The following is a 20,864-nucleotide window of genomic DNA, read 5'->3' as shown; positions in this document are numbered from 1 at the left end:
CGCGCCCCGAAACGCCACCGGTCAACCCAACGCCGCCGGTCAGCGCCAACGCCGCCGGTCAGCCCCAACGCCGCCGGTCGCCGCCGGGCGCCGTTTCGGCGACCGGCGCGGCGTCCGTGGCTACGGCCATCACCCCAGGGGTACGCGGGCCACCCCGGAGCCGGTCAGGCTGCCCAGCCAGAGCTGGTCGCCGTGCTGGCGTACCCCGGTGATCATCGAGTAGTGCCCGTTCGGACCGTGCAGCGTTCGGCGGACCGCGCCCGCGCCGTCGACCAGCGCGACCAGCCCGTAGCGGCGTGGCTGCGGCTGCATCGCGTCGGGCAGCAGGGCGGCGATCTGGCGCAGCCGCGGGTGGGGCAGCAGCCGCTCGGCGATCGGCACCCGTGGGCTGGGCAGTGCGATCCAGTACGTTCCGTCGCCCACCGAGGCGAGGTTGTCCGGGTACGCGGGCAGGTCGGCGAGGACGCGCACACCTCCGCTCAGCTCGACGCGCAGCAGACGGTGGGTGCTGGTCTCCACGAGCATCAGCGCCGACTCGTCCGGGGTCAGCGCGATCCCGTTGGGGAAGTACAGCCCGTCGGTCACCACCTCGGTGCGGCCGCTGCCCGGATGGTGGGCCAGCACCCGACCGTTGGGGCGGTGCTCCAGCAGGTCCCGCTTCCAGTGGGACACCGGAAACCGGTCGGAGCTGTCGGTGAAGTAGATGGTGCCGTCGCGGCCCACCGTCGCGTTGTTGGCCAGGTGCACCGGGGGTCCCGTTCCGGTCAGTTCGCGTACCGCGCCGTCCGGCGTGACCCGCAGCAACCCGCGGTACGCGTCGCAGACCACCAGGGCCTCGCCGGACCGGTCCAACTCGATGCCGAGCGGACGGCCACCGGTCTGGGCCAGCAGTTGGGGTGGGGTGCCGGCCGAGGCGTCGACCGGCCACCACCAGAGCCGACCGTCCTCGTCGCCACTGATCACCCGTCCGGCGCCGTCGACCAGCACGTCCTCCGGGCCGACGGCGCCCGCGGGGAGGGGTAGCAACTCGGCCTCGTCGAGCCGGCGGTCGGTGGGGGCCCACGCCCCGGTCAGCGCCGGAGGGCTGGTCGCCGGCTCGCGGACGGGACGGATCAGCCGGGGCGGCCGGGGCCGGGGGATCAGCATCGGCCTATTCTCCACCCCGGTCTCGGTCGACCCCCGGGTTCCGCGCCCGCGCGGCGCGCCGCCCGGGCCCCCGACTCCACCCCGAGAGGGAGGTGGTGCACCTCGGGGTATGCCCCTGGGCGTACCCGGAATCACTCCGCGGAGGGGCGAAAGTGTCGGTGGTGGCGGCTAGATTTTTGGGCATGGAAGAGCACAGCGATCGGCTCGACGTGCAGGTCAGCGTGGGTGACCAGATGGTCCTCGTGCGGGTGGCCGGCGAGGTCGACATCGCCACGGTGGCCGCGTTCCGGTCCGCGTTGTGGTCCGCGCCGGCCCGCCCGGTGCTCCAACTGGAGATGTCCGGTCTGCGGCTGCTCTCCGCCGCTGGCGTTCGCACGCTGCTCGCCGCGCATCTGCGCGTGCGGGCCTGCGGTGGCGAGTTGGTCCTGGTCGACCCGAGCCCGATGGTGGCGAGGGTGCTGCGCGTCAGCGGGCTGCACCGCGTGATGCCGATTCTGGAGCTGGCCTCGCCGATCGAGGCCGCGGGTCGCCCGGTGGTCGCGACCACCGACCTGCAACTGGCCGCCTGATTCCCGGCCGACGAGGCCGGCGCGCACCGTCACACCCGGGCGCGGCCCGGGGCCGCCGGTGTGAACCGGCGACCCCGACAAACGGTCAGCTCACGCCGAGCAGGTCGACGACGAAGACCAGCGTCTCGCCCGGCTTGATGACGCCGCCGGCGCCCCGGTCGCCGTACCCCAGGTGCGGCGGGATGGTCAGGCGGCGGCGACCGCCGACGCGCATGCCGGCAACGCCCTGGTCCCAGCCGGCGATGACCTGACCGCCGCCGAGCGGAAAGTCGAACGCCTCGCCCCGGTTCCACGACGAGTCGAACTCGGCGCCGGTGGAGTGCGATACGCCGACGTAGTGCACGCTGACCAGCTGGCCCGGCTCGGCCTGCGGGCCGTCGCCCACGGTGATGTCCTCGATCACGAGGTCGGCCGGCGGTGCACCCTCGATCGGACCAACCTCGGGCTTGCCCGAACGGGCGCCTGCTGCCTGGTTCATGCGGGGATCTCCTGCCGTGTTGGGTGATGTGTCCGGTCACCGTCGATCCTGCCGGATCACCCGTCACCGATGCGCGGCGGACCCGCCACCTGCTCCGCAGCCCAGCCGACACGCCGTTGGTGCGCAGAGCGGGGTCCCCGCCCGCTCGGACGGCCGGGACGGACCCCGAGAGCGACCGAGCCGACTTCGTCGGACCGCCAGATGCCGGGTCGGACGCTCACCTAGGCTCGAAAAGGGCCGGCCGGCCTGGTAACGGGCGGTGTGCGGTGGTCGATGCGGAGGGCCTCGGTGGCTGAGGCGACGGTCGCGGTCCCGCTGTGGGCCTGGCCGGCGGTCGGCGCGGTGATCGCGGTGCTGCTCGCCGTGGACGTGCTCCTGCACCGGGACAACCACGTCATCGAGCTGCGCGAGGCACTGCTGTGGAGCGCCGTCTGGATCGGCGCGGGCCTCCTGTTCGGGCTGGTGGTCTGGTGGAGCCTCGGCGGCGACCCGGCCGTCGCGTACTTCTCCGGCTACCTGCTGGAGAAGGCGCTCTCGGTGGACAACGTGTTCGTCTTCGCGCTGCTCTTCGGCTACTTCCAGGTGCCGCCGGGTTACCAGCACAAGGTGCTCTTCTGGGGTGTGGTGGGCGCGCTCGTCTTCCGGCTGCTGTTCATCTTCGCCGGTGCCGAGCTGCTGGACCGGCTCGCCTGGGCCGGGTTCGTGCTGGGCGCGTTCCTGATCTGGACCGGCTGGCGGCTGGCCGTACGCGGAAAACCGGACGTCGACCCGGAACGCAACGTCGTGGTCCGGCTGTTCCGCCGGCTGGTGCCCACCGACCCCCGCTACCACGGCGACCGGTTCACCGCCCGGGTGGCCGACCGACGCGTGGCCACGTTGCTGCTGGTGGCGCTCGTCGCCATCGAGGCCACCGACGTGGTCTTCGCCATCGACTCGGTGGCGGCGATCCTCGCCATCACCACCAACACCTTCCTGGTCTGGACGGCCACCGCGTTCGCCGTCCTGGGGTTGCGCAGCCTCTACTTCTGCCTCGCCGGTCTGCTGCGACACTTCGGCTACCTGCGGTACGGACTCGCGCTGCTGCTGGCCTTCGCCGGGCTGAAGCTGATTCTCGCCGAGACGCCGGTGGGCAAGCTGCCGGTCTGGTTGACCCTGGCCGTGGTGCTGCTGACCCTGGTGGTCTCCATCGGCGCCAGCACCCTGGCCGCCCGCCACCGACCCGACGGCTGAGCCGCCGCGCCGCCGGGCCGCGCCGCGGCGCCGCCGGGCCGTCGGGCCGCCGGGCCGCGTTTCGACCGCCGGGTGGCGGCCGGGTCAGCCGACCAGCACCGGCCGGGACAGTTGGTCGGCGAGCAGCGCGGGCGCCTCGGCCAGGGACGGGCCGTACCAGGTGAGGTGCCGCCCGGAGAGCAGGGCGCACGGTACGCCGGGAAAGGCCTCCGGCCCGTCGTCGGCGGTGAACCGGTACGGCTCGTCGGGCAGCACCACCAGCTCGGGCTTCCGTTCGCGCAGCTCGGTCAACGTCGGGCGGGGATAGCGCTCGGAATGCTCGTCGTATGTGTTGACCACGCCGAGACGGCGCAGCACGTCACCGGCGAACGTGTCACCGCCGAGCACCACCCACGGCCGACGCCAGACCGGCACCACCGCGCGGCGGGTCGGTGCCAGCCGGGGTGGCGCGGCCCATGCCCGCCGGGCGGCTCGCAGCCATGCCGGCTCCGTCGGCGCACCCAGTTCGGTGAGCAGCTCGCCCAGCTCGGTCAACGCGCCGGGAACGGTCCGCGGGTAGGTGACCCGCACCGGTACGCCGGCCGCCCGCAGCGCCTCCGCGTCGGCCCGGCGGTTCTCCTCCACGTTCAGCAGCACCAGGTCCGGTCGCAGCGCGCGCACCCGGTCCAGGTCGGGGTACTTGCTGCCGCCGACCCGGGCCACGTCGAGACCGGCCGGGTGGCTGCACCAGTCGGTGGCCCCGACCAGCACCCCCGGCACGGTCAGCGCCACCGCCTCGGTCAGGGACGGCACCAGCGACACCACCCGCACCCGCGTACCTCCGTTCGCCACCGGCACCGATCATGCCCTGCGGGCCGGGTCAGGGGTGGCCGGGCTCGATGCGGGCGGTCACGTCGAGGTGCGCGGGCTGGCAGTCGGTCGTCGCCGCGAATCGGCGGACGGCGGCGCGAACGTGCTCGCGTACGCCAGCGGCCGGCGCGTCGGCGGTGAGGTCCACGCGGATCCACACGTCGGGGTGCGGTGGCGCGCCGGTGAGGACCACCCGGGCCCGGCGTACCCCGGGGTTGCCGGTCAGGTCGCGCACCAGCGCGTCGGCGAGGACGTCGGCGGCCAGCCGGGTCCGGCCCGGCCGGCGTCCGGGGTGGCTCAGGACGCCGCGCAGCGTGCCGTCCGGGCCCCGCAGCTCCCGGACCAGCAGGCGCTGCCCGGCCAGTGCGAACAACGCCCCGGCGACCGCCGCGGCCAGGGTGCTCCACGGCGCGGCCAACCGCCACCGGTCGACCAGCTCGGCGCTGAGCAGTACCGCCGCCGGGTCAGCGCCGGGCAGCGTGCCGAGGCTGGCCGCCAGCGCCGTCGCACCACCGGCCACCAGCAGCAGCGCGATGACGGTCCACAACAGGCGGTGCCCGGCGTTGGTCACGCCGGCCGCCGCCGGGGCAGCAGCCGGACGTCGATCCGGGCGGGGCGGGGTGCGGTGAGGCGGTGCAACTCCTGGTGCACGGCGAACTCGATCTCCGCCCGGGCGGCCGGGTCGCCGGTCGCGCGGACCCGCGGACGCCACTGGCCGCCGCGCCGTCGGACCCGCACCCGCGCGCGAAGGACGCCCGGCACCGCGCTGGCGGCGTCGGCGAGCCGCCGCTCCACACAGCGTCGGTGCAGGTGCCAGCCGTCGCGTTCGTCGGTGCGCAGGCGCACCGGTGTCCAGCGGCGCAGTTGGGCGACGAGGAGGGCCAGGCCCAGAAGCAGCGCCCCGCCGGCGACGGCCCGGACCGTGGGGTCGCGCCACCGGGTGCCGCTCAGCGCGTCGAACCAGCCGGTGGTGTCGAGCAACGTCGGGCGGTGCAGGGTGAGCAGCAATGCCTGGACGGTCGTCGCCGTGCCGCCGAGAAGCAGGGCGGTGGCCAGCAGCACCGAGGCGACCCGGTTGGCGGTGCGCATCTCAGCCGTCCTCCGGTGCGGCGGTGCCGACTGCGGAGGAGTCGACCCCGGGGACGAGCAGATCGTCCACTGTGACGGTCACCACCGCCACGCTGAGCCCGGTCTGGGCGGCCACCCGCTCGGCGACCACCGCCCGGACCGTTTCGGCGATCGTCGGCACGCTGTGCCCGTACCAGGTGATCAGGTGCAGGTCGAGTCCGACGGACCGGTCATCCAGGCGGACCGCCGCCGGGCGGACGACGGACACGCCCGGCACGAGGCTGGCCGCCTGTACCGCGATCCGTGCGACGTCCGCCGCGTCGCCCGGGCGACGCTCCGAACCGGTCGTCCCGGCGGCCAGTCCGGTGCTGGGGTTCGTCCCGGTGGACGGGCGGGTGGTCATCGGCGTCGCCGGGCGTCGGTGCGGTCGCCGAGACCGGTCACCGCGAGGTCGCCGTCGAGCACCCGGACGACCAGCCAGCCGAGCAGGCCGGCGAGTACGGCGAGGGCGGCCACCCCGACGCCGGCGAGCGCCCAGACCGCCACGGCGAGGAACCCGGCGAGGAAGCCGAACTGCTGTCGCGACATGGTCACCTCCGGGCCGGTCCGGTACCGGCGTCGCTGGATACACCCGGCGGCCGTCCCTGGAACATCAGCGCTGCTGTGATCCCGGTCACATCAGAAGTCGGTGCCCCATGATCGACCACCTAGACTCGGCCCGGCTCGACCGACCGGCGGATGGATCAGGCAGATGACGAGCATCGGGAGCGACGACCGCGGTTGGCTGCGGGCGATGCCCGCCGAGGCGGGGCGCGACGCGCTGCTCAGCCGCGCCGGCCACCGGGTCCTGTCGGCACGCCGGCTCAGTGAGCTGGTCCAGGGTCGCCCGCCCGGTGTCACCGGCAGCCAGTGGACCTCGGCGAGCCGCGCCAGCTTCGACTTCGTGGTCTACGCCGCCGACACCGGCCGTCCGGTCGTCGCCGTGGAGATCGGCCCGGAACCGTCACCCGGCTCGGCGGAGCAGCGCGTGGAGCGACTCAAGGACGCGGTGAGCGCCGCCGCCGGCCTGCCCGTGCTGCGGATCGGTTCGCCGACCCTGCGGGCCGCCGAGCACGGCCGCCGCCTGGTCGAGTACGTGATCGACGCGCGCAGTTACGCCGCTGGCGGGACCACCGCCGGCGAGACCGAACCGGCGCCGGTGGGCTTCCGGGACATCCTGGGCCGGCTGCCGGACGGGCGTACCGGGCCGGTCAACGACCTCGGTGCGCTGACCCGCGCGGCGGCGGTCGAGGTGTACGTGGCCGGGCAGGTGGCCGACCCGATCGTGCGAGGGCTGCACGTCCGCTGGGTGGACGGGCCGGCGCAGGGGTGGAGTTGGGTGCAGGTACGCCCCGACGCCTGCCTCGTCGAGCGGGTCTCGGTGACCGAACACCGCTTCTCCTGCGGCGTCGACGCGGCCCGGCTGGCCGAAGACCTCGCCGCCGTCGCCGTGGGGGAGCGACTGCGGGAGAACGCGGTCACGGACCTGCTGCCGCGCGCCGAGTGGACCGCGCAGATCGCCGCGCTGAGCCAGCGCCGCCACGAACTGGTCGGCGGGTTCGCCTTCGACCACCTCTGCGCCGACTGACCGGCGTCCGTTTCACCTGCTGATCCCTGCTCCGCACCGGCTCCGTGCCGGGTCGCGGCAATTTCCTGTGCGTCAGTTGAACCTTCCCGGCCGCCGCCCCGTACTCCTGCGCGAATGAACAGGATCTCCCCATCCGCGCCCCCGGGCGCGGGAGACGGTGCGGAAAGGGCATCGTCGGCCATCGACGCATTACCGGGTAGGTCACGGCGGGTCCCCGCCGCGGCGTGCCCCGTCAAACATCCGTCGGTCCGCCGAGGGCAGAAATCCACTACCGGATCGAGAAGGAGAGCAATTCGATGCGCAGGTCCACTCGGGCGCGCCGGCCTTCCGGCAACGCGCGGAGCAAGCGTCTGCTGGCAGTTGTCGGCACGCTCGCGGTCTTCGGCGGAGTTGTCGCCGTGACTCAGATTTCGTCGGCCCAGGACCGGCGGACAAATAAGCCACGTCCGGCTGCGGGGCAGTGCGTGGAGCCGAGCCCGGGCGCGACCGCGCCGACTGGCGCCGGCTCGACCAGCCGGACCTGGCAGAACGGTCGGTGGGTGCGTAATCACTGGGGTGACGGACAACAGTCGGTCCCCGAGTGCGAGGACGGCAAGGACGGCACCGTGGGCACCGGCACGGCCGTCGCCTGTCCGGATGTGGCGGCCAAACTGCCGCAGGTGCCGGACCGGGCGCGGGCCGAGGTGGACCGCAACCTCGCCCAGTTGCAGACCCAGATCGCCGAGGCGGACCGCCGGCTGGCCGCCGAGGGCAGCAAGGGTGAGGCGTTCATCCGCAGTGCGATCCTCCAGCCGTTGGCCGGCAAGCGGCGCGCCGTGCTGGACCGGATCACGACCGCCATCGACCGGGTCGGACCCCGGCCGCAGGGGCTCGCGCAGCTCGCCGAGTGCCAGGTGCAGCCCACCACCCCCGGTGGCGGCAACAACGGCGGCGGCAGCACGCCCACCACCACCCCCGGTGGCGGCAACAACGGCGGTGGCAACAACGGTGGCGGGAACAACGGTGGTGGCACCGAGCCCGGCGCCGGGCTCGGCGTGCTCGCCAACGACTGCGACGAGAGCCGGCTCCAGCCGCACGACGGTTTCCAGAACGGCAACCGCTGCGTGAGCACCGAGTTTGGTGAGGTCGGCGCGGCGGCCAACAACCCGTCGCTGCTGATCACCCAGTTCCCCGAGCAGGTCGGCCAGAACCAGCCCTTCACCCTGCGGGTCAGCACCCGCAACCTGATCCGGGACCGCTTCCTGGCCGCCGGCCAGGGTGGCTACTACGTGGAGAGCTCGCTGCTCAACGACCAGGGCCTGGTCCGCGGACACTTCCACACCGCCTGCCGGATGCTGGACAGCCTGACCGCTCCGCCGGAGCCGCAGGAGGTGCCCGCGTTCTTCGTCGCGACCGAGGACGGCCGCGGTGGCGCCCAGCCCGACGAGGTGACGATCCAGATTCCGGGTCTGCCGGAGTCGGGTACCGCCCAGTGCTCCGTCTGGGCCGGCGACGGCTCGCACCGCCTGCCGATGATGGAGCGGGCCAACCAGACCCCCGCCTTCGACTCGGTGCGCATCGACGTCAACTGAGCTGATGTACCAACGGCGGCCGGTCACCCGGGGCGACAGCCCGGGGTGGCCGGCCGCCGCGTCACGTCGGTGCCCGGAGAAACGACGGGGCCCCGCCGTTTCCGGCGGGGCCCCGTCGAGTCGCGTCAGCGGCTCTTGTATGCCTCGACGACCTCAACCGGGATCCGGCCGCGCTCGGAAATCTTGTAGCCGTTCTTGACGGCCCATTCCCGGATGGCCCGGTTCTGCTCCCGATCCATTCCCGCGCCGGCGGGTCGCCCCGGCCGTCGGACTGAACGGGTGCTCTCCACCGGGCCGCGCCCGATCCGCCGACCCGCATTGATGTACGGATCGAGCGCCTTGCGCAGGACGCCGGCATTCTCGTCGGAGACATCGATCGTGTAGGCCACGCCGTCGAGACTGAACTCGACCGTCCGGTCGGCCTTCCCACCGTCGAGGTCGTCGGTCAGGACCGTGATTACTTTTCTCGCCATTGCCGATTACTCCCTGTGTGCGGCGGGATGTGTCCAAAGTCTGACCTATCACCCCGGTAATCCGCAACAATATGCCTTCCATTCATTCGGCGCGTCGCGATTCCGTTACCGAGCAAAACCGTGAATCGGTCCGACCACGAGGCGTCATTCCCCGAGGATGCCGCTGTGACCGGCGATGGCGGCCGCCTCGGCCCGGTTCGAGACCCGCAACTTGCGCAGCAACGCGGCGGTCATCCGTTTCACGGTCCGTTCCGAGACGTGCAGTTCTTCGGCGATGTCGACGGTGCTGCGACCGACGGCGATCGCCCGCAGCAGCCGCCGTTCCTCGCCGTCCAGGTCGACGGGCGCGGAGCGGGTGGGCCGCAGCATGGCGCGCAGCAGTTCGGCCGGCAGCACCGCCCAGCCGTCGAGGATGGCCAGCAGCGGCGGCAGCAGTTCCTCCGGTTCGCTGGTCTTGGGCAGGAACCCCTCGGCGCCGGCCCGCAGCGCCTCCACCGCCGGCCCGGGGTCGGCGGAACCGGACATCGCGACCACCCGTACCCGTGGGGTGGTCCGCCGGATCGCGGCCACCGCCCGGATGCCGCCGGGCGGCGGCATGTGCAGGTCGACCAGGGCCAGGTCGGGGCAGCAGTTGCTGACCAGCGCCGCCGCCGCGGCGGCGTCGCCGGTCGAGGCGACTACCTCGGCGCGGCCGTTGGTGGTGATCGGGAGAAGCAACTCCAGGCCGCGGACGAACAGGGGGTGATCGTCCACGACGACGAGTCGCAAGGTGGAGGCTCCCGGCATGTCTGGGCCGTTCCCCAGCGGGTACCGATCATGCGGGTTCGCACCGAACGAGGGGAGTCGGGTGGATGCGCGTACGGCACGGTTTGCGGGACCTGCTGCGAGGGTTGCACCACATCGAGCCGACACCCGGCGAGAGGCGACCGACGGAGGCCGACTCGGACCTGCTGCTGCGGGTGCTGTGTCACGAGTTCCGGACGCCGATCACCACCCTGACCTCGCTGACCCGCGCGCTGGCCGACGAGCGTCGAGAGCTGACCAGTGACGACCGTCGGGCGATCACTGAGCTGGCCCGCGACCAGGCCGCCCACCTGCAGAGCCTGCTGCGCGACGCGACCGCCGGCACCGGCGTGCTGACGCCGCCCCCGCAGCCGGAGCCGGTCGTCCCGCTGGCGGGCATCCTGCGGGAGGCCGCCGCGCTGGTGCCGGTCGGCCGTCGACGGGCGCGGGCCACCCGACGGGCGGCCTCCTGCCCGGTGCCGGCCGGACGAACCCGACAGGTGCTGGTAAACCTCGTGGAGAACGCCTTGCGGCACGGGCCACCGGACGGACAGGTCGGGCTCTACGCCACCCTGCGCGGCCCCGGGGTGAGCATCCTGGTCACCGACGAGGGTCGGGTCGACGATGCGCTGCTGGTCGCGTTGCGGCGTCCGGCGCCGGCCGTCGGGATGTCCGGCCTGGGTCTGTGGATCGCGCGGCAGCTCGTCGCGACGGACGGGGGAGCGTTGCGGGCGTACCGGCTGCGGCCCCGTGGAGTGGCGCTGGAGGTGCTGCTGCCGCTGCCCTGACCCGGGCGGGACACCGGTTGGCCCGCTCGGGTCAGCAGGGCGGGAACGGCCTCGCTACCTGTTTCTGGTACCGAGGAGGTTGGATGTTCAGCCACGTCAAGGATCTGCAGTTCGAGGCCAAACCGGACGGCCCGGACGCGGCGTTCGCCCGGCGGTTGCAGGAGGTGCTGGGCGGCAAGTGGGGCGAGATGACAGTCGCCAACCAGTATCTCTTCCAGGGTTGGAACTGCCGGCTGCCCGGCAAGTACAAGGATCTGCTGCTCGACGTCGGCACCGAGGAGATGGGCCACGTCGAGATGATCGTCACGATGATCACCCGGCTGTTGGACAACGCGCCGCTGTCGCTGACCGAGGGGATCGCGGAGGACCCCGGAGGCGCCGCGACCTACGCCGGTGAGAACCCGGCGCACTTCATCCACGGCGGTGGTGGCGCCCTGCCCGCCGACTCGAACGGGGTGCCCTGGAACGGCTCGTTCATCACCGCCAGCGGCAACCTGTTGGCCGACTTCCAGCTCAACGTCACCGCCGAGGCGCAGGGTCGGCTCCAGGTCGCCCGGTTGTTCCACATGACCGACGACCCGGGCGTCAAGCAGATGCTGCGCTTCCTGCTGGCCCGCGACACGATGCACCAGAACATGTGGCTGGCGGCGATCGAGCAGCTCAAGGAGGACGGGCTGGAGGAGATGCCGGTGCCGGAGGCGTTCCCGGACTCGGGCGAGTTCACCGAGGAGTACGGCTACACCTACCTGGGTTTCTCCTCGGGCACCGACGCCGCCCAGGGGCGCTGGGCGTCCGGGCCGTCGCCGGACGGCAAGGGCGAGTTCCGGTACGACGACAACCCGCGGGCGAACGCGCCGGAACCGGTGCTGCCCCCGGGTGACCCCCGCCTCTACGGCACCAACCCGGGGGTGGCCGGCTCGGTGGTGAACACGGTGAAGGGCAAGCTCACCTGAGGTGTCTCGTCGGGTCGCCCGCCGGTCCCGGGCGACCCGACGGACCGGGCGGAAGAGTGGTCTGGGTCACAGGCCGGAACAAGGGGAACGCTTTGTTACTTGAGTGAGACACGCTCAACTCAACGCGATAGCAGGTGTTCGATGGCAACTCTTCCGGTACTTCCCCTGACCGACGCCGTGCTGCTGCCCGGCATGGTCATCCCGGTGACCCTCGATCCCACCACCCAGGCCGCGATCGACGCGGCGCGGGCGACCGGCGACCGCAAGCTGCTGGCCGTGCCGCGCATCGACGGCGAGTACGGGCCGGTCGGCGTGGTCGCCACCATCGAGAAGGTCGGCCGGCTCCCCGAGGGTGAGCCCGCCGCCGTCATCCGCGGCCTGTCCCGGGCCCGGATCGGCTCCGGCGTGCCCGGCCCCGGCGCCGCCCTCTGGGTCGAGGCGACCGAACTCGACGAACCCGCCTACGCCGGACGGGCCCGGGAACTCGCCCGCGAGTACCGCGCCCTGGTGACCTCCGTACTCCAGCAGCGGGGCGCCTGGCAGGTCATCGACGCCGTGGAGCGGATGACCGACCTCTCCGAACTGGCCGACTCGGCCGGTTACGCGCCCTGGCTGACGCTGGAGCAGAAGAACGAGCTGCTCGCCGCGCCGGACGTCACCGCCCGGCTGGAGCTGCTGGTCGGCTGGGTGAAGGACTACCTGGCCGAGCAGGAGGTCACCGAGCAGATCAACAGTGACGTCCGCGAGGGGCTGGAGAAGTCCCAGCGCGAGTTCCTGCTGCGTCAGCAACTCGCCGCGATCCGCAAGGAGCTGGGCGAGGACGAGCCGGACGGCTCCGCCGACTACCGGTCCCGGGTCGAGTCCGCCGAGCTGCCGGAGAAGGTACGCGAGGCGGCCATGCGCGAGGTCGGCAAGCTGGAGCGGGCCAGTGACGCCTCCCCGGAGGCGGGCTGGATCCGTACCTGGCTGGACACCGTGCTCGAGATGCCGTGGGGCACGCGTACCGAGGACAACACCGACCTGGCCGCGGCCCGGGCGGTGCTCGACGCCGACCACGCCGGCCTGGCCGACGTGAAGGACCGCATCCTGGAGTACCTGGCGGTGCGCAACCGGCGTGCCGAGCGCAACCTCGGTGTGGTCGGCGGTCGCGGCTCCGGCGCGGTGCTCGCCCTCGCCGGCCCTCCCGGGGTGGGCAAGACCAGCCTCGGCGAGTCCGTGGCGCGGGCGCTCGGGCGCAACTTCGTCCGGGTGTCGCTCGGCGGCGTCCGCGACGAGGCGGAGATCCGCGGGCACCGGCGCACCTACGTGGGGGCGCTGCCCGGTCGGATCGTCCGCGCGCTGCGCGAGGCCGGTTCGATGAACCCGGTCGTGCTCCTCGACGAGGTGGACAAGCTGGCCGCCGGCTACGCCGGTGACCCGGCCGCCGCCCTGCTGGAGGTGCTCGACCCGGCCCAGAACCACACCTTCCGGGACCACTACCTGGAGGTCGACCTCGACCTGTCCGACGTGCTCTTCCTGGCCACCGCCAACGTGGTGGAGTCCATCCCCGGCCCCCTGCTGGACCGGATGGAGCTGGTCACCCTGGACGGGTACACCGAGGACGAGAAGGTGGCCATCGCCCGTGACCACCTGCTGCCCCGGCAGCGGGAGCGGGCCGGGCTGACCGCGGACGAGGTCAGCGTCGCCGACGAGGCTCTCGCGCTGATCACGGGGGAGTACACCCGGGAGGCCGGCGTCCGGCAGCTCGAGCGTGCTCTGGCCAAGATCCTGCGCAAGGTGGCGGTGGCGCTGGCGACGGACCCGACGCCGGTACGCGTCGGCACCGACAACCTCGCCGGCTACCTGGGTCGGCCGAAGTTCACACCGGAATCGGCCGAGCGCACCGCCGTGCCCGGCGTGGCCACCGGCCTGGCCGTCACGGGCGCCGGTGGGGACGTGCTCTTCATCGAGGCGACCAGCATGGAGGGCGAGCCGGGGCTGACCCTGACCGGCCAGCTCGGTGACGTGATGAAGGAGTCGGCGCACATCGCGCTCTCCTACCTGCGCTCCAACGGGCGGCGGTTCGGCATCGACCCGAACGCCCTGGCGGGACGCCGGATCCACGTCCACTTCCCGGCGGGCGCGGTGCCCAAGGACGGTCCGAGCGCCGGCATCACCATGGTCACGGCCCTGGCGTCGCTGGTCACCGGTCGTCCGGTCCGCCCCGAGTTCGGGATGACCGGTGAGGTGACGCTCTCCGGTCGGGTGCTGCCGATCGGTGGGGTGAAGCAGAAGCTGCTCGCCGCGCACCGGGCCGGCCTCACCGAGGTCATCATCCCGGCGCGCAACGAGCCCGACCTGGACGACCTGCCGACCGAGGTGCGCGAGGCGCTGACCGTGCACACCCTGGCCGACGTGGCCGACGTGCTCGCCCTGGCGCTGCGCCCGGCCGACGTGAAGACGCTGGACGGTCCGGCGCTCTTCGCGGTCTGACGCTCCGACCATCCGGGCCCCCGCCGTCTTGCGACGGCAGGGGCCCTTTTGGTACGCCGACAGAGGTCTACTGTCTCGTCTGCACCGTCGCCCACCTCTCCGCCGCCAGGCGGCCCACCGGCATCGTCACGGTGCTCACCCCGCTCGCCGACGGCGTGCTCAGCGCTCGTCGCCCCCGCGGTCGCGGCGCACGGTGGCCTTGCGGCCCTTGATCGTGCTGGAGCGCAACCCGGAGATGACCTCGTCGGCCACCCCCTGCGGCACCTCCACCAGCGAGAACCGGTCGGCGATCTCGATCGAGCCGATGTCCCGGCCGCGGATGCCGGTCTCCCCGGTGATCGCGCCGACCAAATCCTGCGGGCGCACCCCGGCGCGTCGGCCCAGGCCGACGAAGACCTGGACGGTGTTGCCACCGCCGGAGCGTGGCCGGCCACCGCCCCGCCGGTCGCCGCCCCGGCCACCGGTCTCCGGGCGACCCTCGCGCGGCCCGCGGACCGGAACCTGCGGGATCTCCTCCTCGTCGTCGGAGCCGGGCGAGGTCAGCTCGTGGGCCAGCTTCACGGCGGCGAGGGCGACCTCCATCAGGTCGAACTCGTCGGTCAACGTCTCCACGATCACCCGGAACGGGTCGAGGTCGTCCTCCAGCAGGCTCTCGCGCAGGGCCGCCTGGGTCAGCTCCAGCCGCCGGGTGCGCATGTCGGCCACGGTCGGGATCTTGTCGATGGTGATCCGCTGGCCGGTCACCCGCTCGATGGTCTTGAGCATCCGGTGCTCACGCGGCTCGGCGAGGGTGATCGCCACACCCTCGCGGCCAGCCCGACCCACCCGACCGATCCGGTGCACGTACGACTCAGGGGCGGACGGCACGTCGTAGTTGACGACGTGGGTCAGCTGCTCGACGTCCAGCCCACGGGCCGCCACGTCGGTGGCCACCAGCAGGTCGGCCGTGCCCGCCCGCAGCCGGCCCATGACCCGGTCGCGCTGCTCCTGGCTCATGCCACCGTGCAGCGCCTCGGAGCGGTAGCCACGACCGTTCATCGTCTCGGTCAACCGGTCGACCTCCTCCCGGCTGCGGCAGAACACGATCGCCGCGGTCGGGGACTCCACGTCCAACACCCGTCCCAGCGCGGCCGGCTTGTGCGCCCGGGTCACGATGTACGCGCTCTGCCGCACCCGGGGCGCCTCACCCGCGACCGTCTGCTCGCGGCCGATCTCGATCCGCACCGGCTCCCGCAGGTGCTGGCGGGCCATCCCGTCGATGCGCGACGGCATGGTGGCCGAGAAGAGCACCGTCTGACGCTGCGCCGGAGCGTGCTCCAGAATCGCCTCGATGTCCTCGGCGAAGCCCATGTCGAGCATCTCGTCGGCCTCGTCGAGCACCACCGTGGCCAACCCACCGAGGCGCAGGGTGCCCCGGGCGATGTGGTCGAGGGCCCGCCCCGGGGTGGCCACCACCACGTCGACACCGCTGTCCAGTGCCCGCAGCTGCCGCCCGATCGGCTGCCCACCGTAGATCGGCAGCACCCGCGCGCCCAGGTCCTTGCCGTAGCGGTGGAACGCCTCGGAGACCTGCACCGCCAGCTCCCGGGTCGGCACCAGCACCAGCGCCACCGGGTCGCCGCCCTGGCGGTGTGCCGCCATGAGGTTCAGCAGTGGCAGCGCGAACGCAGCCGTCTTGCCGGTGCCGGTGGCCGCCTGACCCAGTAGGTCCCGACCCTCCAGCAGCGGTGGGATAGCCTCCCGCTGGATGGGGGTCGGCTCCTCGTACCCGAGGGCGGCGAGCGCGCCCAGCAGCTCGGCGCGCAGCCCGAGCTCGGTGAAGGCGCTCACCTCGTCGGTGCCGTCGGGGGTGGCGTCAATCGGTGCGTCGTGCTGTGCAGGTGCGGAACTCATGTGCCAAGCCTTTCATCACGCCGTCCGGGCCGTTGCGGCGACCGCCACAAGAGCGCGACAAGCGCCGTGCCAGGCATGCGAGATCGGGGCGGGTTCGGGGAAAAACGCTCCCTCGGACGTCGCGGAGAAGCAGGTTTCCCGTGCTTGGGCAGATCGTGAGTAACGTGCCCGCGGCACCCCGGCCTGCCCCCGGCGATCTTGCACTTCCTGTCGCCCTTTTGTCGCCATTCGCGGCACAAGTCCCAGCAGGAAGTGCAAGATCGGCGAGGTCGAGACGGCTTGCGCGGGGCGGGCGGACCGGCGTGGTCAGAGGGGGCCGGTCAGGATCGCCACGATCATGATGCCCCCAAGTGCCGCGTCGAGCACTCCGCAGAATTCGGCGTACCCATGTGGCACCACCCGGCCGGTGCGGTGGTTGACCAGGTCCCAGCCGGCGTGCACCAGCCACCCGAGCGCCACCAGCCACGCGGCCGTTTGCCCCCCGACCGCCACGGCGACAAGCGTCACGGCGACCCAGACCACCAGGCCGACCATCTGGGTCGCGAGCACCCCCGGCCCGCGCAGGGTCCGGCGAACCACGCCGATCAGCAGGTATCCACCGGGCAGCACCAGCATCGTCCACGGGTTGAGCACACTCGGATCGACCCACATGTCCGCGGTCAACAGCACCGCCAACCCGGCCGGCCAGCGGCGGGCGAGCGCTACCACGGCCGGATGCCGGCGCACCGGCACCGACGCCTCGTGTCGATGGCGCACCGCCACCAGCACCATGGCCGGCACCATCAGCAGATGGCCGCCGAGCATCAGGGCGTCGGCATCCAGCAGGCCGGCCCACCACGGGACGAGCACCAGCAGGAACGGCACGTACATCGCGGCGGCCATCTCGACGACCCCACGCCACTGGTGCGCCCGGTAGCGCATCCACACCGTCATCCCGACGGTCATGTTCGTCGCCATCACCAGTGCCGCGACATCCGGGCGGCCCAACGTCCCGGTGAGCCCCAGTGCGACGCCGGCTGTGTCCCACAGGGGCCCGAGCAGCAGCATCCCGGCGACCATCGCCAGCGCCATCTCGGCGAGATGCCACAGCAGCCGCCGTGTGCCGCCGACCGACACCGCGTCCGTGGGCGCCGGCTGGTCGCCGGGCAGCGACCCGGCTGACGGTACGACGATGCTGGTGTCCGCGTACATCTGGGTTTTTTCCATGCCTCGACCCTGCCGGTGTCCCCGGTGCGGCCGGCAGACCTGTTCGTCACGGGAAAAGCGTGCGGACCGCACGGTCCGACCGTGACGGTTCGCAGGGGTGGACCGTGCGCGGGGCGGTCCTAGGATCGGTGCGTGGCGAGCGAGGCGGTGACTCCCCGGGCGGACCGCCGGTTGCGCCGCGCCCGGCGGGCGACGCTGGTGTCGCTGGCCACCGGTGTCTGGGCGAGCGTCCTGCTTCCGGCGGTCGGCCTGACCCGCGAGCCCGACCGGGGCCGGGTGGCGCTCGGCGCGGTCGGCATCCTCGCCTTCGTGATCGCCCAGACCGTCGTCCTGTACGCGGCCGTGACGCCGTGGCTCGACCCGCGCTGGCGGCGTCGCGCCGAGCTGAGCCTGGTCGGCGTGGCGGTGCTGACCGTTCCGCTGGTGGGCCCGGTCGCGGCCGGCAGGTGGCCGACGTGGGCCTGGCTCGGTGCGGCGCTGATCGGCATGACGCCGCTGCTGGTGCGCTGGCGGGCCGCGCTGGCGGTGGCGGTCGGCGTCCTGGCGGTGGCGGTAGCGGTGGCCTGGTGGACTGGTGGTTCCGTTCCGCGCCACCTCGCGGTGACCGGTGGCATCGGGGTAGGCGTCGCCGCCGTCAACGGGTTCCAGGTCTGGTTCTGGGACCTGCTCGTGGAGGCCCGGCAGGGCCAGGCCGCCCAGGCGCGGCTGGCCGCCGCCGAGGAGCGGCTGCGCTTCGCCCGCGACGTGCACGACGTGCTGGGGCACCGCCTCACGGTGATCGCGTTGAAGGCCGAACTCGCCGCCCGGCTCGCCCCGGTCGACCCGGAACGGGCCGGGCGGGAAGCCGCCGAGGTGCAACGCCTGGCCGCCTCCGCGCTCACCGAGGTACGCGAGACCGTGCACGGCTACCGGGCCGTCGACCTCGACGAACAGCTCACCGCGGTGGTGGGGGTGCTGCGCTCCTGCGGGGTGCGGTGCACGGTCCTGCCACTGCCGGCGGACCTGCCGCAGCCCGCCGCGATCGAGCTGGCGGCGGTGCTGCGCGAGGCGAGCACCAACGTGCTGCGGCACAGCCGGGCCGACTGGTGCCGGATCCGCATCGACCGGGAGGATGACGTGGCCAAGATGACCGTGGCCAACGACGGCGCCGACGACCGTGGCCCGGACGCGCACAGCCACGGCCTGCGCGGGCTGGCCGACCGGCTCGCCGCTGCCGGGGGCGAGTTGCGGGTACGCCGGGAGGACACGATCTTCACCCTCGAAGCCACCGTGCCGGCGCCGTCGTGATCCGCGTCCTGCTCGCCGACGACGAGGACCTGATCCGGGTCGCCGTCGCCGCGCTGCTCGGCCTGGAACCGGACATCGAGGTGGTGGCACACGCCGCCGATGGGAAGGCAGCCGTTACCGCCGCGCTGGCGCACCGTCCGGACGTGGCAGTGGTGGACCTGGAGATGCCCGGCCTGGACGGCATCGCCGTAGCCGCCGAGCTGACCCGGGTCCGACCCGACTGCGCGGTGGTCGTACTGACCGGGCACGGTCGACCCGGGCACCTGCGCCAGGCGTTGACCGCCGGCGCCCGAGGGTTCCTGCCCAAGGGCTCGCCGGGTTGGGCGCTCGCCGACGTGATCCGCCGGGTGCACGGCGGAGGCCGCTACGTCGACCCGTCGCTGGCCGCCGACGCGTTGACCCTGCCCCCGTGCCCGCTGACTCCCCGGGAACTGGAGACGCTGCGGCTGGCCGAGGTCGGTGCCCCGGTCGCCGTGATCGCCCGTCGGGTGCACCTGTCGACCGGCACCGTACGCAACCACCTCTCCGCCGCCGTGCAGAAGCTCGGTGCCGCCGACCGGGCCGAGGCCGTCCGTACCGCCCGGGACAACGGCTGGCTCTGACCGTCGTACCGGCTGGTCAACGGAGGTCCTCACCTTCCGGGCGCCCGGATGCGTGGCGTCCTCGGGCACGTCGCTCTGCCTCTCGGTCGTTGGAAGGGGCCGCCCGTGAGTGCGCGTTCAGGGGCGGCCCCGGCACGAACACGTCCGCCGGTTTCGGGGTCCCCGCCGGCCGCGCCGTCTGGAATCACCCTGCCGACCGTTGCGATGCAACTACACTGCGTTGCACTATGGCCTCTGGACGTTCGGGATATCCGGGGAGGACAGAGGATGAATCACGCCGTAGTGGAGGCCATGACCCAATGTGGTGAGACGGCCGACTCTCTCGCTGCTCAGACCGGGGTCGATCCTAAGACGGCCGCCCGCTGGGCAAACCCCGGCCGGATTCCGCAGACGCGGCACCGCGCCCAGGTCGCCGCGATCCTCGGCCGAGAGGTGATCGACCTGTGGCCGGACGTCCTGAAGCGCCGGGATCCGACATGGCTGCGCGCATGGGTCGACTGGGAACGAGAAGCGGTGGCGCTGCGTTGGTACGAGCTGGCGTGGGTGCCTGGCCTCTTGCAGACCGAGGCGTATGCACGGGCGACACTGGCTGGCGAACCACTGTCCACCGAGGAGGTCGACCAATACGTCAAGGCCCGGATCGGGCGACAGAACATCCTCCACCGCGACCAACCACCCCTCCTGATCGCCGTGATGGACGAAGCGGTACTGCGGCGCTCGGCGTACGGCGATCGGGACCTGATGCGCGACCAGTGCGACCACCTCGTCACGTGCGCGCAGCTTCCGTCGGTGCAGGTTTATGTGGTGCCCGCGTCGGTCGGGATGTACCCGGGCCTGGGCGGGCCGTTCATCGTCGCCGAGTTGGAAGGCGGTGGGCGCGTGGCACACATCGACGGTCAGGCGCAGGCACAAATAACTGAGCAGCAGGCAGAAATTGCTATTCTTGACCGACGATGGGAACGCATTCGCGGCGAAGCTCTCTCTCGCGGACAGTCCCTAGACCTGCTCAGGGAAGCGGCATCATCATGGACGTGACCGGCGCGCAGTGGCGTAAGAGCACCAAGAGCGGCAACAACGGTGGGTCGTGTGTGGAGGTCGCCGACAACCTGCCGGGCATCGTCCTGGTCCGCGACACGAAGGACCGTGACGGCGGGACGTTGACCTTCCAGTCGGAGGCGTGGCGGGGCTTCGTCGCCTTCGCGCGAGCCCGGCACTGACCCCCACTCGACAGGACAGGCCCTCGGCTGACCGGCCGAGGGCCTGTCGCTGACCGAGCCCGGTCCAAAAGTGCTGCTCGGTGCCGGTCTGCGGGACGATCCGGCTAGCGTGGGTGCGTGCGTACGGTGGAATTGGTCTGCTCGCCCGGCCTGGAGGTCGCGGTCCGGGCGGTCTGGGGCCGGCTGGCGGCCGCCGGTTTGCCGAGCCTGGCCCGCAACATCCATCCGACCAACCGGCCGCACCTCACCCTCGCCGCCGTCGACGAGTTCCCACCGGGGGTCGAGCACCGCCTGGCCGGGTTGTTCGATGCCGCGCTGCCGGTGCCGGTGACGCTCGACCGGGTCGTCGTCCTCGACGGCAGCGCCCCGCTGGTCTGGATCGTCCGACCCACCCCGGCGCTGAGCGCGCTGCACGCCGCCGTCTGGGATGTCCTCGCCGAGGCCGACGGACACCGCCCGTGGCACGCGCCGGACGTGTGGGTGCCGCACCTGAGCCTGGCGCTGCGGTTCCGCAACGCGGACCTGCGGCTGGCCCGCGCCGTCACCGGTGGGCAGCGCCCGACGGGCGACTTCGACGCCGCCCGCAGCTACGACGGCACGGACCGGTCAGTGACCCCGCTGAGCAGGGGCGGCTGAGGTCTCACGCGTCGTC

General features: G+C 72.7%; 23 protein-coding genes. 12 read left to right on the top strand and 11 right to left on the bottom strand.

Going from position 1 to position 20,864, the window contains the following annotated elements; genetic code table 11:
- Positions 1-129: 129 nt before the first annotated feature.
- Positions 130-1,146, bottom strand: coding sequence for an SMP-30/gluconolactonase/LRE family protein (locus ACFYL6_RS09515; RefSeq protein ID WP_387169654.1), 1,017 nt, complete (start codon positions 1,144-1,146; stop codon positions 130-132).
- A gap of 182 nt (positions 1,147-1,328) precedes the next feature.
- On the opposite strand from ACFYL6_RS09515, the gene ACFYL6_RS09510 reads away from it, so the two are divergent.
- Complete coding sequence (locus ACFYL6_RS09510; protein WP_387169652.1) at positions 1,329-1,715, top strand: STAS domain-containing protein; 387 nt, start codon at positions 1,329-1,331, stop codon at positions 1,713-1,715.
- 85 nt (positions 1,716-1,800) lie between these two features.
- On the opposite strand, the gene ACFYL6_RS09505 is transcribed toward ACFYL6_RS09510, so the two are convergent.
- Entirely contained in the window at positions 1,801-2,193 is a 393-nt protein-coding gene (locus ACFYL6_RS09505; protein WP_387169650.1) for an FKBP-type peptidyl-prolyl cis-trans isomerase, read from the bottom strand.
- Between the two features lie 273 nt (positions 2,194-2,466).
- On the opposite strand from ACFYL6_RS09505, the gene ACFYL6_RS09500 reads away from it, so the two are divergent.
- Positions 2,467-3,423: a TerC/Alx family metal homeostasis membrane protein gene (locus ACFYL6_RS09500; RefSeq protein ID WP_387169648.1), complete on the top strand. Its 957-nt coding sequence runs from the start codon at positions 2,467-2,469 to the stop codon at positions 3,421-3,423.
- 84 nt (positions 3,424-3,507) lie between these two features.
- Here ACFYL6_RS09500 and ACFYL6_RS09495 read toward each other — a convergent pair whose 3' ends face one another.
- The 5 genes from ACFYL6_RS09495 to ACFYL6_RS09475 are packed head-to-tail and all read right to left on the bottom strand — an operon-like array spanning position 3,508 to position 5,928.
- Positions 3,508-4,233: a helical backbone metal receptor gene (locus ACFYL6_RS09495; RefSeq protein ID WP_387170379.1), complete on the bottom strand. Its 726-nt coding sequence runs from the start codon at positions 4,231-4,233 to the stop codon at positions 3,508-3,510.
- A 49-nt stretch (positions 4,234-4,282) separates the two neighbouring features.
- Entirely contained in the window at positions 4,283-4,843 is a 561-nt protein-coding gene (locus ACFYL6_RS09490) for a hypothetical protein (RefSeq protein ID WP_387169646.1), read from the bottom strand.
- A complete protein-coding gene (locus tag ACFYL6_RS09485; protein WP_387169644.1) occupies positions 4,840-5,361 on the bottom strand; it encodes a DUF6286 domain-containing protein in 522 nt (173 codons plus the stop codon). Before ACFYL6_RS09485 ends, ACFYL6_RS09490 begins: the two co-directional genes overlap by 4 nt.
- 1 nt (position 5,362) lies before the next feature.
- Positions 5,363-5,743 (bottom strand): Asp23/Gls24 family envelope stress response protein, encoded by a 381-nt coding sequence (locus ACFYL6_RS09480; RefSeq protein ID WP_387169642.1) that lies wholly within the window; start codon positions 5,741-5,743, stop codon positions 5,363-5,365.
- Positions 5,740-5,928 carry a hypothetical protein gene (locus ACFYL6_RS09475; protein WP_387169640.1) on the bottom strand — a complete coding sequence of 63 codons (189 nt, stop codon included), beginning with the start codon at positions 5,926-5,928 and terminating at the stop codon, positions 5,740-5,742. The genes ACFYL6_RS09480 and ACFYL6_RS09475 overlap by 4 nt, the downstream gene beginning before the upstream one ends.
- Before the next feature lie 163 nt (positions 5,929-6,091).
- On the opposite strand from ACFYL6_RS09475, the gene ACFYL6_RS09470 reads away from it, so the two are divergent.
- Entirely contained in the window at positions 6,092-6,967 is an 876-nt protein-coding gene (locus ACFYL6_RS09470; protein ID WP_387169638.1) for a hypothetical protein, read from the top strand.
- Between the two features lie 296 nt (positions 6,968-7,263).
- The gene (locus tag ACFYL6_RS09465) at positions 7,264-8,538 is read left to right on the top strand and encodes a hypothetical protein (protein WP_387169637.1); all 1,275 of its coding nucleotides are present in this window, start codon (positions 7,264-7,266) and stop codon (positions 8,536-8,538) included.
- 125 nt (positions 8,539-8,663) lie between these two features.
- On the opposite strand, the gene ACFYL6_RS09460 is transcribed toward ACFYL6_RS09465, so the two are convergent.
- Positions 8,664-9,011, bottom strand: a complete 348-nt coding sequence (locus tag ACFYL6_RS09460; RefSeq protein ID WP_091397759.1) for an Lsr2 family protein — start codon at positions 9,009-9,011, stop codon at positions 8,664-8,666.
- Between the two features lie 144 nt (positions 9,012-9,155).
- Positions 9,156-9,764: a response regulator gene (locus tag ACFYL6_RS09455; RefSeq protein ID WP_387169635.1), complete on the bottom strand. Its 609-nt coding sequence runs from the start codon at positions 9,762-9,764 to the stop codon at positions 9,156-9,158.
- Between the two features lie 98 nt (positions 9,765-9,862).
- On the opposite strand from ACFYL6_RS09455, the gene ACFYL6_RS09450 reads away from it, so the two are divergent.
- The 3 genes from ACFYL6_RS09450 to lon all read left to right on the top strand — a co-directional run bounded on the left by ACFYL6_RS09450 (position 9,863) and on the right by lon (position 14,007).
- A complete protein-coding gene (locus ACFYL6_RS09450) occupies positions 9,863-10,582 on the top strand; it encodes a sensor histidine kinase (RefSeq protein ID WP_387169633.1) in 720 nt (239 codons plus the stop codon).
- An 83-nt stretch (positions 10,583-10,665) separates the two neighbouring features.
- Entirely contained in the window at positions 10,666-11,535 is an 870-nt protein-coding gene (locus ACFYL6_RS09445; protein WP_387169631.1) for a manganese catalase family protein, read from the top strand.
- A gap of 141 nt (positions 11,536-11,676) precedes the next feature.
- Entirely contained in the window at positions 11,677-14,007 is a 2,331-nt protein-coding gene (lon, locus tag ACFYL6_RS09440; protein ID WP_387169629.1) for an endopeptidase La, read from the top strand.
- A gap of 159 nt (positions 14,008-14,166) precedes the next feature.
- Here lon and ACFYL6_RS09435 read toward each other — a convergent pair whose 3' ends face one another.
- Positions 14,167-15,900, bottom strand: coding sequence for a DEAD/DEAH box helicase (locus ACFYL6_RS09435; protein WP_387169627.1), 1,734 nt, complete (start codon positions 15,898-15,900; stop codon positions 14,167-14,169).
- A gap of 306 nt (positions 15,901-16,206) precedes the next feature.
- Positions 16,207-17,106: a hypothetical protein gene (locus ACFYL6_RS09430; RefSeq protein ID WP_387169625.1), complete on the bottom strand. Its 900-nt coding sequence runs from the start codon at positions 17,104-17,106 to the stop codon at positions 16,207-16,209.
- Between the two features lie 132 nt (positions 17,107-17,238).
- Between ACFYL6_RS09430 and ACFYL6_RS09425 the strand changes: the two genes are divergently transcribed.
- The 5 genes from ACFYL6_RS09425 (at position 17,239) to ACFYL6_RS09405 (ending at position 20,848) form a co-directional block, all read left to right on the top strand.
- A complete protein-coding gene (locus ACFYL6_RS09425; RefSeq protein ID WP_387169623.1) occupies positions 17,239-18,393 on the top strand; it encodes a sensor histidine kinase in 1,155 nt (384 codons plus the stop codon).
- The gene (locus ACFYL6_RS09420) at positions 18,390-18,995 is read left to right on the top strand and encodes a DNA-binding response regulator (protein ID WP_387169621.1); all 606 of its coding nucleotides are present in this window, start codon (positions 18,390-18,392) and stop codon (positions 18,993-18,995) included. The genes ACFYL6_RS09425 and ACFYL6_RS09420 overlap by 4 nt, the downstream gene beginning before the upstream one ends.
- A 267-nt stretch (positions 18,996-19,262) precedes the next feature.
- The gene (locus ACFYL6_RS09415) at positions 19,263-20,030 is read left to right on the top strand and encodes a DUF5753 domain-containing protein (RefSeq protein WP_387169619.1); all 768 of its coding nucleotides are present in this window, start codon (positions 19,263-19,265) and stop codon (positions 20,028-20,030) included.
- Positions 20,027-20,212 carry a DUF397 domain-containing protein gene (locus ACFYL6_RS09410; RefSeq protein WP_387169617.1) on the top strand — a complete coding sequence of 62 codons (186 nt, stop codon included), beginning with the start codon at positions 20,027-20,029 and terminating at the stop codon, positions 20,210-20,212. The genes ACFYL6_RS09415 and ACFYL6_RS09410 overlap by 4 nt, the downstream gene beginning before the upstream one ends.
- 117 nt (positions 20,213-20,329) lie before the next feature.
- Positions 20,330-20,848 carry a 2'-5' RNA ligase family protein gene (locus tag ACFYL6_RS09405; protein WP_387169615.1) on the top strand — a complete coding sequence of 173 codons (519 nt, stop codon included), beginning with the start codon at positions 20,330-20,332 and terminating at the stop codon, positions 20,846-20,848.
- Positions 20,849-20,864: the final 16 nt, after the last annotated feature.

This window comes from Micromonospora sp. NPDC007208 (genome assembly GCF_042869175.1).
Lineage (GTDB): Bacteria > Actinomycetota > Actinomycetes > Mycobacteriales > Micromonosporaceae > Micromonospora > Micromonospora foliorum.
This window is presented reverse-complemented; position numbering and strand designations above follow the sequence as displayed.